At 37.9% G+C, this 14,425-nt stretch carries 16 protein-coding genes; 2 read left to right on the forward strand and 14 right to left on the reverse strand.

Going from position 1 to position 14,425, the window contains the following annotated elements; translation table 11 throughout:
* The 4 genes from dnaB to ACFSBH_RS02630 form a co-directional block, all read right to left on the reverse strand.
* Positions 1-1,371 (reverse strand): replicative DNA helicase, encoded by a 1,371-nt coding sequence (gene dnaB / locus ACFSBH_RS02615; RefSeq protein WP_251512926.1) that lies wholly within the window; start codon positions 1,369-1,371, stop codon positions 1-3.
* 129 nt (positions 1,372-1,500) lie between these two features.
* The gene (gene rplI, locus ACFSBH_RS02620; protein ID WP_251512924.1) at positions 1,501-1,950 is read right to left on the reverse strand and encodes a 50S ribosomal protein L9; all 450 of its coding nucleotides are present in this window, start codon (positions 1,948-1,950) and stop codon (positions 1,501-1,503) included.
* On the reverse strand, positions 1,947-3,923 hold the full coding sequence (locus ACFSBH_RS02625; RefSeq protein ID WP_251512921.1) for a DHH family phosphoesterase: 1,977 nt from the start codon (positions 3,921-3,923) through the stop codon (positions 1,947-1,949). Before ACFSBH_RS02625 ends, rplI begins: the two co-directional genes overlap by 4 nt.
* A 32-nt stretch (positions 3,924-3,955) precedes the next feature.
* Complete coding sequence (locus ACFSBH_RS02630) at positions 3,956-4,903, reverse strand: YybS family protein (RefSeq protein ID WP_251512920.1); 948 nt, start codon at positions 4,901-4,903, stop codon at positions 3,956-3,958.
* Between the two features lie 402 nt (positions 4,904-5,305).
* Here ACFSBH_RS02630 and ACFSBH_RS02635 point away from each other — a divergent pair, with 402 nt between their 5' ends.
* Positions 5,306-5,803, forward strand: coding sequence for a DUF1189 family protein (locus ACFSBH_RS02635; protein ID WP_251512919.1), 498 nt, complete (start codon positions 5,306-5,308; stop codon positions 5,801-5,803).
* A 238-nt stretch (positions 5,804-6,041) separates the two neighbouring features.
* On the opposite strand, the gene rpsR is transcribed toward ACFSBH_RS02635, so the two are convergent.
* From rpsR to ACFSBH_RS02665, 6 genes are all read right to left on the reverse strand, one after another.
* On the reverse strand, positions 6,042-6,275 hold the full coding sequence (gene rpsR, locus ACFSBH_RS02640) for a 30S ribosomal protein S18 (RefSeq protein ID WP_251512918.1): 234 nt from the start codon (positions 6,273-6,275) through the stop codon (positions 6,042-6,044).
* Between the two features lie 68 nt (positions 6,276-6,343).
* A complete protein-coding gene (ssb, locus tag ACFSBH_RS02645; RefSeq protein WP_251512917.1) occupies positions 6,344-6,883 on the reverse strand; it encodes a single-stranded DNA-binding protein in 540 nt (179 codons plus the stop codon).
* A 15-nt stretch (positions 6,884-6,898) separates the two neighbouring features.
* Positions 6,899-7,186 carry a 30S ribosomal protein S6 gene (gene rpsF / locus ACFSBH_RS02650; RefSeq protein WP_251512916.1) on the reverse strand — a complete coding sequence of 96 codons (288 nt, stop codon included), beginning with the start codon at positions 7,184-7,186 and terminating at the stop codon, positions 6,899-6,901.
* A 143-nt stretch (positions 7,187-7,329) separates the two neighbouring features.
* Positions 7,330-8,430, reverse strand: coding sequence for a redox-regulated ATPase YchF (gene ychF, locus ACFSBH_RS02655; protein ID WP_251512915.1), 1,101 nt, complete (start codon positions 8,428-8,430; stop codon positions 7,330-7,332).
* A gap of 260 nt (positions 8,431-8,690) precedes the next feature.
* Entirely contained in the window at positions 8,691-8,885 is a 195-nt protein-coding gene (locus ACFSBH_RS02660) for a DUF951 domain-containing protein (protein ID WP_251512914.1), read from the reverse strand.
* Between the two features lie 133 nt (positions 8,886-9,018).
* On the reverse strand, positions 9,019-10,029 hold the full coding sequence (locus ACFSBH_RS02665; RefSeq protein ID WP_251512913.1) for a YkvI family membrane protein: 1,011 nt from the start codon (positions 10,027-10,029) through the stop codon (positions 9,019-9,021).
* Between the two features lie 78 nt (positions 10,030-10,107).
* On the opposite strand from ACFSBH_RS02665, the gene yyaC reads away from it, so the two are divergent.
* Positions 10,108-10,728: a spore protease YyaC gene (gene yyaC / locus ACFSBH_RS02670; protein ID WP_251512912.1), complete on the forward strand. Its 621-nt coding sequence runs from the start codon at positions 10,108-10,110 to the stop codon at positions 10,726-10,728.
* A 70-nt stretch (positions 10,729-10,798) separates the two neighbouring features.
* Here yyaC and ACFSBH_RS02675 read toward each other — a convergent pair whose 3' ends face one another.
* The 4 genes from ACFSBH_RS02675 to noc form a co-directional block, all read right to left on the reverse strand.
* Positions 10,799-11,506, reverse strand: coding sequence for a DUF554 domain-containing protein (locus tag ACFSBH_RS02675; RefSeq protein ID WP_251512911.1), 708 nt, complete (start codon positions 11,504-11,506; stop codon positions 10,799-10,801).
* Between the two features lie 136 nt (positions 11,507-11,642).
* On the reverse strand, positions 11,643-12,479 hold the full coding sequence (locus tag ACFSBH_RS02680) for a ParB/RepB/Spo0J family partition protein (RefSeq protein ID WP_251512909.1): 837 nt from the start codon (positions 12,477-12,479) through the stop codon (positions 11,643-11,645).
* Complete coding sequence (locus ACFSBH_RS02685; protein ID WP_251512908.1) at positions 12,460-13,233, reverse strand: ParA family protein; 774 nt, start codon at positions 13,231-13,233, stop codon at positions 12,460-12,462. Before ACFSBH_RS02685 ends, ACFSBH_RS02680 begins: the two co-directional genes overlap by 20 nt.
* 229 nt (positions 13,234-13,462) lie before the next feature.
* On the reverse strand, positions 13,463-14,323 hold the full coding sequence (noc, locus tag ACFSBH_RS02690) for a nucleoid occlusion protein (protein ID WP_251512907.1): 861 nt from the start codon (positions 14,321-14,323) through the stop codon (positions 13,463-13,465).
* Positions 14,324-14,425: the final 102 nt, after the last annotated feature.

Consider the following 14,425-nt stretch of genomic DNA (forward strand, 5'->3'; position numbering starts at 1 on the left):
TTATGCTTGCACTGTTTGTGGAATATCTGAATCTGAATAACGATATTCGAGATCCACGAATTTATTATACTCCTTAACAAAGGCCAACTCTACGGTTCCAGTAGGACCGTTACGTTGTTTGGATATAATGATTTCGATGATATTCTGTTTTTCTGATTCTTTATCATAATAATCATCACGGTAAAGGAATCCTACAATATCGGCGTCCTGCTCGATACTTCCTGACTCACGCAAGTCGGACATCATCGGACGCTTATCTTGACGGGATTCCACCCCACGGGACAGCTGGGACAGTGCTATTAACGGCACTTCCAATTCCCTCGCTAATCCTTTTAAGGAACGGGAGATTTCTGATACTTCCTGTTGTCTGTTTTCCCCTGATCCCGCACTACCTTGAATGAGTTGCAGGTAGTCGATCATAATCATACCGAGACCATGTTCTTGTTTTAAACGACGGCATTTGGAACGAATTTCGCTGACACGAATCCCTGGAGTATCATCAATAAATATTCCTGCATTGGATAAAGACCCCATAGCCATCGTCAGCTTGCCCCAATCGTCCGCTTGGAGTTGTCCGCTCCGCAATCGCTGAGCATCGATATTTCCCTCAGCACAAAGCATACGTTGAACAAGCTGGTCGGCTCCCATCTCCAAACTGAAGATGGCAACATTTTCATCTGTTTTTACAGCAACATTTTGTGCAACGTTCAGAGCAAATGCCGTCTTACCAACGGAAGGACGGGCGGCGATGATGATTAAATCATTTCGCTGGAAGCCACTCGTAATCCGATCAAGTTCCTTGAAACCAGTTGGTACTCCAGTAACATCGCCTTGATGTTCATGAAGTTGCTCAATTTTATCATAAACATCAATCAAGACATCTTTTATATTTTTAAAGCCATCACTATTTTGTCTGCTGGAAACTTCTAGGATTGTTTTCTCCGCTTCATTTAAAACATCCTCAACCTCGTCTTCCCGTTCGAATCCTGAGGTTACGATATCGGTGGCGGCACGAATCAAGCGTCTTAGCAATGCTTTTTCTTCCACAATTCGACTGTAGTACTCAATGTTCGCAGCAGTCGGTACACTTTCAGCAACCTGCGTCAGATAAGTTACCCCACCTGCTTCTTCGAGCTGTTTACGGTCATTTAAATATGTTGTTACGGTAACAATATCAATTGGCTCACCACGATCTGAAAGATGCATCATCGCAGCAAAAATCCGCTGGTGGCTCGCACGGTAGAAATCATCAGGCATTAATATTTCTGCAGCACTGGAGAAAGACTCCGGATCTAGAAAGATGGCTCCAATCACCGACTGTTCCGCTTCAATATTATGTGGTGGTACACGATCGTTCAATACTTGGCTCAAGATGCCTCCCCCTTTCTTAGGATGTATACAACTAATGAAGTAAAAAAGGACTCACAGAAGTCGTGAGCCACTGGGACATTGATCCTTTCATTCCCACATGTTTAAGACCTGCTAGATATGCATGTCTTTTTATTTTTGTTCCGTCACATGGACTTTAACAGAGCCGGATACTTCCGGATGTAGTTTGATTGGTACGGTAGTATAGCCTAGAGAGCGGATTGGATCGGCGAGTTCGATTTTTCTTTTATCGATTTTGTATCCGTGATCCTTAGCTAGTTTATCGGCTATTTGCTTGCTTGTAATGGATCCAAATAAACGGCCACCTTCTCCAGATTTAGCTTTCATTTCTACGGTAAGATCAGCTAATTTATCTTTTAATGCAATTGCTTCTTCTTTTTCTTCTTGTTCTTGCTGTGCATTTTTACGTTTCTTAGCTTCCAATGCTTTTAAGTTCCCCGGTGTTGCTTCAATTGCCAATTTATTTTTCAAGAGATAGTTTCTTGCGTACCCCTCTGAAACATCTTTCACTTCACCTTGTTTTCCTTTTCCTTTAACATCTTTCAGAAAAATTACCTTCATTCCGTTTCTCTCCCTTCAAAATATTCATCTATAATATTTTTCAGCAGCAATTCAACTTCTTCTACTGTCGTATCTGCAATTTGAGTAGCAGCATTAGTTAGATGCCCACCGCCATTCATCCGTTCCATAATGACTTGGACATTAATCTTGCCTAGAGAGCGCGCACTTACACCGACCCTTCCATCGTCCCGCTCCGAAATCACAAAGGAAGCTGTAACTCCAGTCATGGCGAGTAATGTATCTGCGGTCTGAGCGATAAGTACAGATCCATAGGCTACACCAGGTTCGGCTGCAACAATTGCTATAGAGTCCCGATATATTTCTGTCCGCTCAATTAATCTACTACGTGTTAAATAGAGATTGAGATCTTCTTTCAAGAATTGCTGGACTAATACGGTATCCGCGCCCTTAGCCCGCAAGTATGATGCTGCATCAAATGTTCTAGAACCCGTTCTAAGTGTAAAACTTTTCGTATCTACTATAATACCAGATAATAAGGCTGTTGCCTCAAGCATTTTTAATTTGGTTGATTTTGGCTGGTATTCCAAAAGCTCCGTCACTAGTTCTGCAGTAGATGAGGCATAGGGCTCCATATATACAAGTGTTGGATTATCAATAAACTCTTCACCACGACGATGGTGGTCAATGACCACTTTGTAATCCGTCATCTCAAGCAATTCAGGCTGTACAACCATGGCCGGGCGATGGGTGTCCACAATTACGACTAGACTTTGATTCGTAATGATATCCTCCGCAACACTTGGTTCTATAAAACGTTCCCACAGCTCTTCATCTGCCCGGATTGCTTCGATTAAGCGGTATACCCCTGTATCCACATCATTCGGGTCAAAAACTATATATCCTTCCACACCATTTGTCTTCGCGATATTTAATATTCCGATGGCTGAACCAACAGAATCCATATCCGGTGCTTTATGCCCCATAATAATGACATTGTCACTTGCTTTCACAAGGTCAACCATTGCATGGGAAATCACTCGTGCTCTTACCCGGGTCCGCTTTTCCATAGGATTGGTTTTTCCGCCATAAAAACGCACCTTTCCTGATTCATCACGGATAGCCACTTGGTCACCGCCTCGTCCAAGCGCAAGGTCAAGACTCGACTGCGCCAACTCACCAAGCTTCGGCAGTGGTACGTTCCCATGACCAACACCAATACTTAACGTGACATTCGTGCTTTGGTCCCCAGTAATCTCTCGTACTTCATCAAGAATATCGAATTTCACTTTTTCTATCTGTCTTAAAATCTCCCTCGTACCAATTGCCAAGAAACGTTCTTGGGAAGTACGCTTCACATAAAGCCCATTCCTCTTGGCCCAGTCATTAATTATTGCTGTTACTTCAGAGTTAAGCTGACTTTTTGAAGTATCATCCATCGGGAGCGTGATATCTTCATAGTTATCAAGGAAGATCATGAATAATACGGTCTGGTCATTTTCATAGTTCGTCTTTAACCGAGCATAATCTGTTTCATTAATGAAATAGATTAACCGTTCATCCCTATTAATCAACGTCCTGAAATAATAATCCTCTAACTCAAGGCCAGTATCTTGTTTATTTTCTTTAATATCAGTGACCAATTCCTCTGACAAAATGTTGAGGTGAGAACCGATGAGTTCCGTTTCATCCGTATCAAATTGGCGCATATAAGAATTTGCCCACTCGATTTTATAATCTTCATCGTAGAGGACAATTCCAAAAGGAAGCTCACTTAAAGCTTCTTTCCCTACCATCTTGACACGAGTCGAAATCATTTTTATTTCATTTTGTATTTTTTCCCGTCGTCTAATTTCATAACGAATACTATAAAACAAGGAAATAAGGTAAATGAAGCTCCCTGCAATCCCTATTCTCCATTCGTAATAAAATAAGATGGCAAGCAAAATAGCAGCTAATATGTAGATGGTCCATAGATGACTCTCTAATAATCGCTTCCTTTGCAGTTCCGGCATAACGTTCACTCCAATTTTGCTTACAAATAAGGCTATTTATTTTTTTGCAGCCGCTCGCGTAAATTTAATCCTATATCAATTATACCTAAGATCCTTACGAAATAAAGGAGAAATATTGGAAACACGATTGTCAACACAATACTAATGATTGGTACTGCTTTTGACCATTTCTTGTAATGGGTAAAGTAAAAGATAAAGGAAAACCCTTGAATAACTAGGAGCATTTCCAAAATGATGAGTGCATTTTGTATTGCAATAAACATCGTTCCATTAGGATCAAGGTTTATAAAGGAGACGATGATCACGATTAAATATAGCCATATGATCGATGCTGGTAATTTCAAGTTACGGAATGGCGGAAAACGATAGTTATTTTTTCCCTTTCTATTTAAAATCTTATAACTGATCCATTGCACGAGGAAAGCCAAAATCACAGCTGAAATGGCAATGAATGCCGGTATTAAATTAAGAAAGAGCTGGATTTGTTCTCTCAGGATTGTTTCCAGTCCTCCATCTTCGTCAGACTCTAAACCCATTCCCTCCATAAAGGATGTATAAGTTTGCATTTGTTCCGTTGCAATTGCCTCAAACTCTTGTTGGAAATTCACATCAAATATAAGCTGTGTACATGCAATCGAAATTAATAGCCCTCCAACGAACCCTAATATACCATAGCCTAAAGTTTCATAAGCTGAACGTTTTCTGAAAATAGCATGACCTATTAGTAAACCACCGATTCCCATCAGCAGTGTAAATGGCAGTGAGATAAGGGTGAATAAAATTGTTGATAAGATAGCTGTCACAACTATCATGAATACGCCTGGCTTCATTCCTTGCCTGGATGTATAGATGACAAATGGAATGGGGAGTAGAAAGCTTGCAATCGGAGCTAATATTGGTAGAAAAAATGTAACCAGTATGAGCACCAAGTAGATTGCAGTAAATATCGCCCCTTCTTTTAGCGTTTTAGATTGATTCATTCGTTGCACCTCAATTTATTTCGAATTCTGTTGTCCTATTATCATAACATGAAACGTATGAACTTACCGCGAATAACGTTGTTATTCCATAGTTTTTCAATGGAATGAACAGCAAAAAATTGCTCCTTTCGTATGACATCAATAACATACAAAAGGAGCTAATAATTAATATTCCACTTGTTAATCAAAAATAAACCTTTCGTACTCTCGAATTTGTCGATATTTGCGATAATTATATTTCCCGGGTAATATTTTCAAGGGTTTATGATTCAGAAAAATGTGTAATCAAGCTTCCTATCAATAATTAAGTCGAATTTTGATGGTTATTATCTTCAAATAAAGCATTTCTTCCATATTTCATCTATAATGAAATAGAATATTAAATGATGAAGGATGAAATAAATGATCTTCATAGAAGCATTCATAAATAGTTTAAAACTACCGAATAAAACTGCCATGTTCAAATTGAATCGGATAGGTATGGATATTGTCGTTGTTTACTTATTTATTTTATTATTTATCGTCACACTACCACAACTAATAATCCAATTACGAATATCCGAGGGACTGGCAGGAGGATTGCCCTTTATCCTAAAACTTATTTATTTCTTTATGTTTTACTATCTGCCACTCACGATAGCCGTGTTCATATTTATTTCCATTCTAGCTTATATCGGAATTGGATTTGCTAAACTGATGGAAAGGAAGTTACGCTACCAAATTGTTTGGAAGCTGATTGCATTTACTACAACGGTACCTTTCCTTATTTATATGTTGCTTTCATCTTATTTTCCGATTAGTGATCGCTATCTATTTCTAGCAATCATTTATTCTCTAATTCTTCTAGTATCCATGATATTGAAGTATCCAAAGCGAAAAGTAAAAAAACAGGAATCTTGATAAGGATAGGACATGGAGATTTCCTTAATCAAAGTGAAAAGAAAATGATTTAATTAAGTACCCGTACAGTTTCCTGTACGGGCATTTTTGTCATCAATATTGTTTTTTAAACTTCTTTCCATTATGTTAGATGATTGTATCACTGTAAAAACGAATAGTTCAACACAACATTATATTCTTTCTATATCTTTACTACAACATGAAAAAACTCCCTCCAGCTCTGGAGAGAGTTTTCTTCTTACTCAGCAACAAATGGTAGAAGTGCCATTTGACGAGCACGTTTGATTGCAATTGTAAGTTTACGTTGATATTTTGCAGAAGTTCCAGTTACACGACGAGGAAGAATTTTTCCACGCTCAGAAATGAAACGTCTTAGAAGATCAACATCTTTATAGTCGATATGGGTAATGCCGTTAGCTGTGAAGTAACATACTTTACGGCGTCTACCACCACGTCCACGACGAGCTGCCATAACAATTACCTCCTTTTCTGAAATGTATTATATTCGATGTTCATTTGTATGAACTAAATGATTAAAAGTTAGAATGGCAAATCATCATCCGAGATATCAATTGGTTCTCCATTATTTCGGAATGGATCTTCCGATTGAGATCCTTGATTTTGATATTGGCCTTGGTTCTGATTTGGACTTTGTTGGAACTGTCCTTGTCCACCAAATTGGTTTTGATTTTGATTAGGATTTTGATATTGGTTCTGGTTTTGTTGGTATCCTGATGAACCGGATCCTCCTCCGGAAGAACCTTTTGTTTCCAGGAATTGAATACTATCAGCAACAACTTCTGTTACATAGACGGTCTTACCATCCTGACCTTCATAACTACGTGTTTGCAAACGGCCATCCACACCGATGAGGCTACCCTTTTTCATAAAGTTTGCAAGGTTTTCCGCTTGGCGGCGCCATACAACACCATTGATAAAATCAGCCTCACGTTCACCTTGTTGATTTGAAAAAGGACGGTTCACCGCGATATTGAAATTAGCCACTGCTACTCCGTTTGGTGTATAACGTAAATCAGGATCCCTTGTTAACCTGCCAACTAATACGACACGATTTAACATCAGAACCACTCCTTATTATTGTTCATCTCGAATTGCCATGTGACGAATAATGTCATCAGAGAACTTCGCTTGACGATCGAACTCGTTAACAGCTTCTTCGCCGCTTGTGAAGTTAAGAACAACATAGTATCCATCACGGTAGTCATTGATTTCATAAGCAAGACGTTTCTTGCCTTTTTCATCAACTTTAGCGATTTCCGCACCATTATCAGTAAGAATTTTGTTGAAACGCTCAATTAAGCTCTTTTGCGCTTCTTCCTCCATGTCTGGGCGGATGATATACATGATTTCGTATTTTCTCATCCGTTACACCTCCTTTTGGTCTTAGCGGCTTCCAGTTAAGAACTAGAAGCAAGGAGCAATTTCATAAAATGTAATTACTCACGATAAGACATTATAGCAAACTTTTCTACATTTAACAAGTCTTCGAGATCCTTTTTTTACGTTTAAACATTAAAGCGGAAATGGATGACATCACCGTCTTGGACGATATATTCTTTCCCTTCCAAACGAACCTTTCCTTTATCCCTTGCAGCAGCCATGGATCCTGCTTCCAGTAAATCATCATAAGATACCGTTTCTGCACGGATAAATCCACGTTCAAAGTCTGTATGAATAATTCCTGCTGCCTGTGGTGCTTTAATCCCTTGGCGGAACGTCCATGCACGCACTTCCTGTTCACCGGCAGTAAAATATGTTGCTAAACCTAGTAAGTTATAGGACGCTTTAATGAGCTTGTCCAAACCTGACTCTGTGATACCTAAATCTTCTAGGAACTCTTCTTTTTCGTCTGGTTCAAGCTCCGAGATTTCCTCTTCTATTTTTGCACAAACAACGATTACTTCTGCATTTTCCGCAGCAGCATATTCTTTTACTTTAAGGACATTTTCATTGGAATCAGGATCAGCAATTTCGTCTTCGCTTACATTGGCAACATATAGCATCGGCTTACTAGTAAGCAAATGCAATCCTTTTACAATTTTCTCTTGTTCTTCATTAAACTCGACAGCACGAGCTGGTTTATCACTTTCCAATGCATCTTTGATTTTGGATAATACCTCAAATTCTTGAAGTGAATCCTTATCCTTTTGCTTGGCAAGTTTTTGTACACGGGTAAAACGCTTTTCAACCGTTTCCAGGTCAGCGAGGATCAGTTCCAGATTAATGACTTCGATATCATCAATTGGATCGACCTTCCCAGAGACGTGGGTAATGTTTTCGTCCTCAAAACAACGTACCACTTGACAGATGGCATCCACCTGACGGATATGGGAAAGAAATTGGTTTCCTAACCCTTCTCCTTTACTCGCACCTTTCACGATACCTGCAATATCAGTGAATTCAAATGCTGTTGGTACTGTCTTCTTTGGTTTTACTAGTTCTGTCAATTTATTTAAGCGTGTATCAGGTACTTCCACAACTCCAACGTTTGGGTCGATGGTTGCGAAAGGATAGTTCGCAGCTTCAACTCCTGCTTGGGTAATTGCATTAAAAAGAGTAGACTTTCCGACGTTGGGAAGTCCTACGATTCCTGCTGTTAAAGCCATTATTGTTCCACTCCTTAAGGATTACATTCATCTGAACGCGTTCGTTATTCCAATTATAGTATATATGATTGTAAAAAGACAAAGGCATAAAAAAATAAAATAGGTATTGTAAATGGACCTATTTTTGATGTTTTTGAGTTTATTATTATATTCCTTGGCTACACTCTACTATTATCATACTATTTATACGGTTAGTTTATCAAATCAGAGAATTTTTAAACAAAAATTTAGGGACAAGTAACTTTATCACTTGTCCCAAGTTATTCTGCCTTTTCCAGTACCTTTTTCAACTTCTTCGTAAACTCTCGGCGGGGGATCATGACACTATGGTCACACCCTTGGCATTTGATTCTTATATCCATGCCCATCCGAATGATCTTCCAGCGGTTTTCTCCACAAGGGTGAGGTTTCTTCATTTCTACTACATCATGTAAAGCGAATTCTTTATCAACCATTACGATCCTCCTTATTAAAATTAATATAAGAATAAAAAATAAGTTCTATCATTATTATACCTGCGATTTATGTTAAAAGACAATCTATTTAAGCATCATTCACAGAGTAATACATCAAATATTCTTAATATATTTACGTTTTATTATAAATTGGATAAATGATTAACTTAACTAATATATATAAATTTAATATGCCATACAGAGGATATAGAAAAGCAACTAATTGACTAAAACCTATTCCACTAAATGGAACCATAATGAATAACGAAATGATAACTATCTTTATTAAGGGCATCTCGTATTTCTTATTAATTCTCGTTACCATCCCTAACAATGTCGCTGCAGCAGTCGTATAAATCGCTATCCATAGCATAACCATCATAATAACCATAACTACAGCATTATAATTATTTATAATTGCAAATAGAGGGATCGGCGGTAACTCTGCCTCAGCTCCAATATGTAATAAGCTTGAATTATATAGTAAAGTGATGATACCAAGGATCAAGCCACTTGAGATTGAGGTAATATATATCTCGCCATTTGATTTAATTCGATTACCAACAGCACCTAATACAGCGATTAATGGAAGAATATTCAGTGCGGTAAATGGAAATGCCGCCATCCAATTAGTATGGTTGTCCCAATCCATTACGAGTGATACAGAATCATCCTTAATAAATAAAACGAGAATAAAAAAAAGTGCAATAATCAACATAGGCATCAATACTTGGTTTACATTTAATAATTCACCAATTCCCTTACTAAAGATAATAATGAGCCCAATAAAAATAAAAATGATTCCCCACCAAAAAGGCATCCCAATTGTCTCGAACGTTGCTCCACTACCGGCAATCATCACCACTGTCACACAAAACAGATAGATGAGGATCATATAATCATAGATAGCAGCTATTCGCTTACCTGTCAGCTGATGCAAGATTGGTAAATAATTTGTACTACTGAGCCGATAACTAATTTTTAATATGGTTGTGGTGCAGATCGTGAATAAGATGGTAAACAATACAATAGCTAGTCCACTTCCAGCACCAAAGAATTGCCATATTTCTCTTCCAGAAGCATAGCCTGCCCCCATCACCGCACCAGTGATGAGAAACATGTTTTTCATACCCGCTCGAAACATCTCGATTCCTCCACTTGGCATGTATAGTTTTCAGAAAAATGCCATATACTATACCAATATGTTTTTGGAGGATAAGCTATGAATCATAATAATTTTTCTGAGCAAGATTTAACAACTTTTCGGGTACAGTATCAGGATGAACAAGCTGTTAATAATCTTAGTGAGCATATTATATCTTGGTTTCCAAGGCTTCCTCGAGAATATGTTGTAGTATGTATCGGAACGGACCGTTCTACCGGCGATGCCCTCGGCCCATTAGTCGGTACACTACTAACAACAAAGAAACCAAGGCACCTGAACATTTATGGCACCCTCCATAACCCAGTCCATGCTACAAATTTAACAGACTATATGGATGAGATAAGCAAAAAATACAGGCAGCCATTTGTCATTGCTGTTGATGCTTGTTTAGGAAGGAATACATCCATTGGCCATTTAATCGCTGGAGTTGGTCCAGTTAAACCTGGAGCAGCGTTAAAAAAGTCGCTTCCGGAGGTTGGTGATATTCATATCACTGGAGTCGTCAATACAAGCGGTTTTATGGATCACGCTGTATTGCAGAGCACAAGATTATCTATTGTGATGGATATGGCAGAAAAGATCTCAGAGTCGCTTGATTTACTGGATCAGCAACTAAGTCCAAGTTTTATCCGCCCTGCTATACTGAGAGACTATCCGCACAAGAAAAAGACTATCTAGGAGTTCACACATCGCCTATTCAAATAATAAAAAAATCCAAACCTTTAAGGGTTTGGATTTAGATTTTACTTTATAGTATTAAATCACTTATATAATAAAATAAAACTACTAATAGCAAAGCGGGCATTAAATTAGCAATCCTGATAGTTTTGATTTTTAATAGATTCATTCCTATCGCTACAATGAGTAAGCCACCTACCGCAGTAATTTCAAGAATTAGTCCATTTAATATAGATTCTGGTATCCAATTTTCAATTTGAGTTGCAAACAAAGTGATGAGTCCTTGATATAAGACTAGGGGTACAACAGAAAGCATCACACCAAACCCTAACGTTGTCGTTAAAACAAGTGCTGTAAAACCATCAATTATTCCCTTCGTAATCAGAACTTCATGGTCTCCTCTGATCCCACTATCCAATGAACCAATGATAGCCATTGCACCAATACAAAATATCATTGTCGCCGTAATGAATCCTTGGGATACACTTGTCGAATCGTCTGTATTTGTAAACTTGCTACCGAGCCAGTTCCCTAAATCATTTAGGAAATCTTCAATACGCAAAAACTCCCCTACTATTGCACCGAACATTAAAGAAACAAGAACTAGCACCATATTGTTTGTTGAGAAAGCCATTTGTAATCCAATCAACACAACTGCTAATCCTATTCCGTGCATAACTGTTTCCTTATAACGTTCTGGTATCTTCGTGAAAAATAAACCAATCAGACTTCCTAATAAGATTAATAGAGCATTAACAATTGTTCCGAATAATACCATAGCCTTCTCCTTCAGCAACTTCTTCGTTATATGTAATTGTTATATTGTTCCACATGGAACTTTTTTGAAATGTTTCACGTGGAACATTTAGTAAATGTACAAGGAAGGACTAACATTTCAATGTTAGTCCTTCCTATTATTTATCAAGAAATTCAATGAGACGTTGCAGGTCATCATCATTATAAAACTCAATTTCAATTTTCCCCTTTTTCTTACCACGTTTAATTGAAACTGCAGTCCCTAGTCGATCTCGAAGTATCGCTTCTCGTTCTTGAATAAAGATATCTTTTTTCGTTTGTTCCTTTTGCTTAGGTTTTTTATCATTTAATTGCATTACAAGACTTTCTACCTGTCTTACGTTTAACTTTTCTTTTCTAATTTTGTTCACGAGTGGAATTATATTTTCTTTATCCTTCAACCCAATAAGTGCTTTCCCATGCCCCATGGTGAGTTCACCGTTGTTTATATAAGCTACCACTTGATCAGGTAAAGAAAGTAAGCGAACAGTATTAGCGATATGTGACCTGCTTTTACCTAATCGCTTAGACAATTCCTCTTGAGTAATCTTTAATTCGTCCATTAAATTACGATATGCTTGAGCCTCTTCAATTGGAGTGAGGTCTTCACGTTGCAGATTCTCCAGTAAAGCCAGCTCCATCATCCGTTCATCAGAAAGTTCTTGTACGACAACGGGGACGCTTCTTAATCCAGCTTCTTTTGCAGCGCGGAATCTTCTCTCCCCCACTACAATTTCATAGCCTTTGATACTTTTCCGTGCAACTAACGGCTGTATAATACCGTATTCTAATATACTATCTTTTAATTCTTCAATAGCATCCGCATGAAATGTCTTTCTTGGTTGATATGGATTTGGTCTAAGCTCATCAATAGAAATTTCTTCAATAGCTTGTTCCTCTTGTTCACCCATATCAGGAAAGTAAACTTCGAGACCTCTACCCAACCCTTTCGCCACTCTGCATCACTTCCTTTGCTAATTCAAGATACACTTCTGCTCCCTTAGACTTTGGATCGTAATTAATAATAGGTTGTCCATGACTTGGTGCTTCACTTAACCTAATATTACGTGGAATAATTGATTTATAAACTTTATCTTGGAAGTACTTCTTCACTTCTTCCACTACCTCAATCCCTAGATTCGTTCTTGCATCAAGCATCGTCAATAATACTCCTTCAATCATGAGTTGCTTATTCAGGTGCTTTTGAACAAGTCGAATAGTGTTTAAAAGCTGACTTAGACCTTCTAAAGCGTAATACTCACATTGCACTGGAATAATGACGGAATCTGAGGCGGTTAAAGCGTTAAGTGTAAGAAGACCTAATGATGGTGGACAATCGATGATAATATAATCATACTCATCCTGAAGATTTTCTAATGCCTTGCGCAGCCGCATTTCTCTGGACATTATTTGCACAAGTTCAATTTCCGCACCAGCTAATTGAATGGTTGCAGGTATTATATCTAAGTTGACTGTATCAGTGGAAACTACAACATCTTCTGCTTCTACCTCTTCAACAAGCATATTATAAATACAATAAGTTACATCCGCTTTATTTATACCTAAACCACTTGTTGCGTTACCTTGAGGATCTGTATCGATAAGAAGGACCTTATTCCCTAATGAAGCTAGTCCCGCGCTTAAATTAACTGAAGATGTAGTTTTTCCGACGCCACCTTTTTGATTTGCGATGGACATTACTTTTCCCATGTTGACACCTACCTAACAATTATACTTTTTATTTTATCATTAATTTCATGTGATAGACTATGAAATTTGTAATCTATATTAAATTGATTCGAACTTACTAGTAATAACAAAAATAATTGAATACTAACTACATCCAAACGTATCCATTAAAAAACCATTGTGAAAAATACCCATCTCTTATAGCAAAGATGGGCATAATAAAATGATAAACATAATGATAAGAACGTATTTATTTATTATTTTTTGGTATTTTAATAGTGATTTGATAGTAATCATCGAGCTCTTTTTCGTCAGATTCTACCTTGACACCAGTATCAGAAACCATGGATAGAGATTGACGGATAGTGTTCATTGCAATACGAATATCCTTATTGATTCCTTTTAACTGTGCTCTTTTTTTCTTTGGAGTTTCATTTTTCGCATCGAGTGAAGCAATTTTTTCTTCAGTTTGTTTAACGTTCAGATCTTGATCTATAATAAGTTGAAGAATCTCCAGTTGCTTCATTTCATCTTTTAACTTAATTAGTGCTCTTGCATGTCGTTCCGTAATAATCTTTTGTAGCAAAGCCTCTTGCACAGGCTCTGGTAGCTTTAACAACCTCAATTTATTGGCAATCGTTGATTGGTTTTTACCTAAACGTTGCGCTAATGCCTCTTGAGTCAAGGAATGTAATTCAAGTAAGCGGGCATATGCTTTCGCTTCTTCAATGACGGTCAATTCTTCTCTTTGAAGATTTTCTATCAAAGCGACAGAAGCAGTTTCTTTATCGTTCATCTCTCGAATAATAGCTGGAACATGTTCCCACTCCAATGATGTTACAGCGCGCCATCTCCGTTCACCTGCTATCAACTCGTAACGATCGTCTTCCAGTTTACGAACGATAATAGGCTGAATCATCCCATGGGTATGAATGGTTTGCGCTAACTCTTCGATTTTCTCATCATCGAATATGGTTCTTGGTTGAAATCGATTCGGCTCAATTTTACTTACTTCTATTTCAACAACTTCATTTGGATGGTATTCTGGCTCCTCAGCCTCTGAATTCGACTTATCCCCTATTCCAAAAAACCGATTAAAAGGACTCACCACTAGTTGACACCACCTTAGTAACTTTTACGCATTTCTAGCTTCATAATAAAAAATGTTTCACGTGGAACATTTTAAGTTTTCTCTCTCTATGAGTCTCTATTC

This window comes from Oceanobacillus luteolus (assembly GCF_042678205.1).
GTDB lineage: Bacteria > Bacillota > Bacilli > Bacillales > Amphibacillaceae > Oceanobacillus > Oceanobacillus luteolus.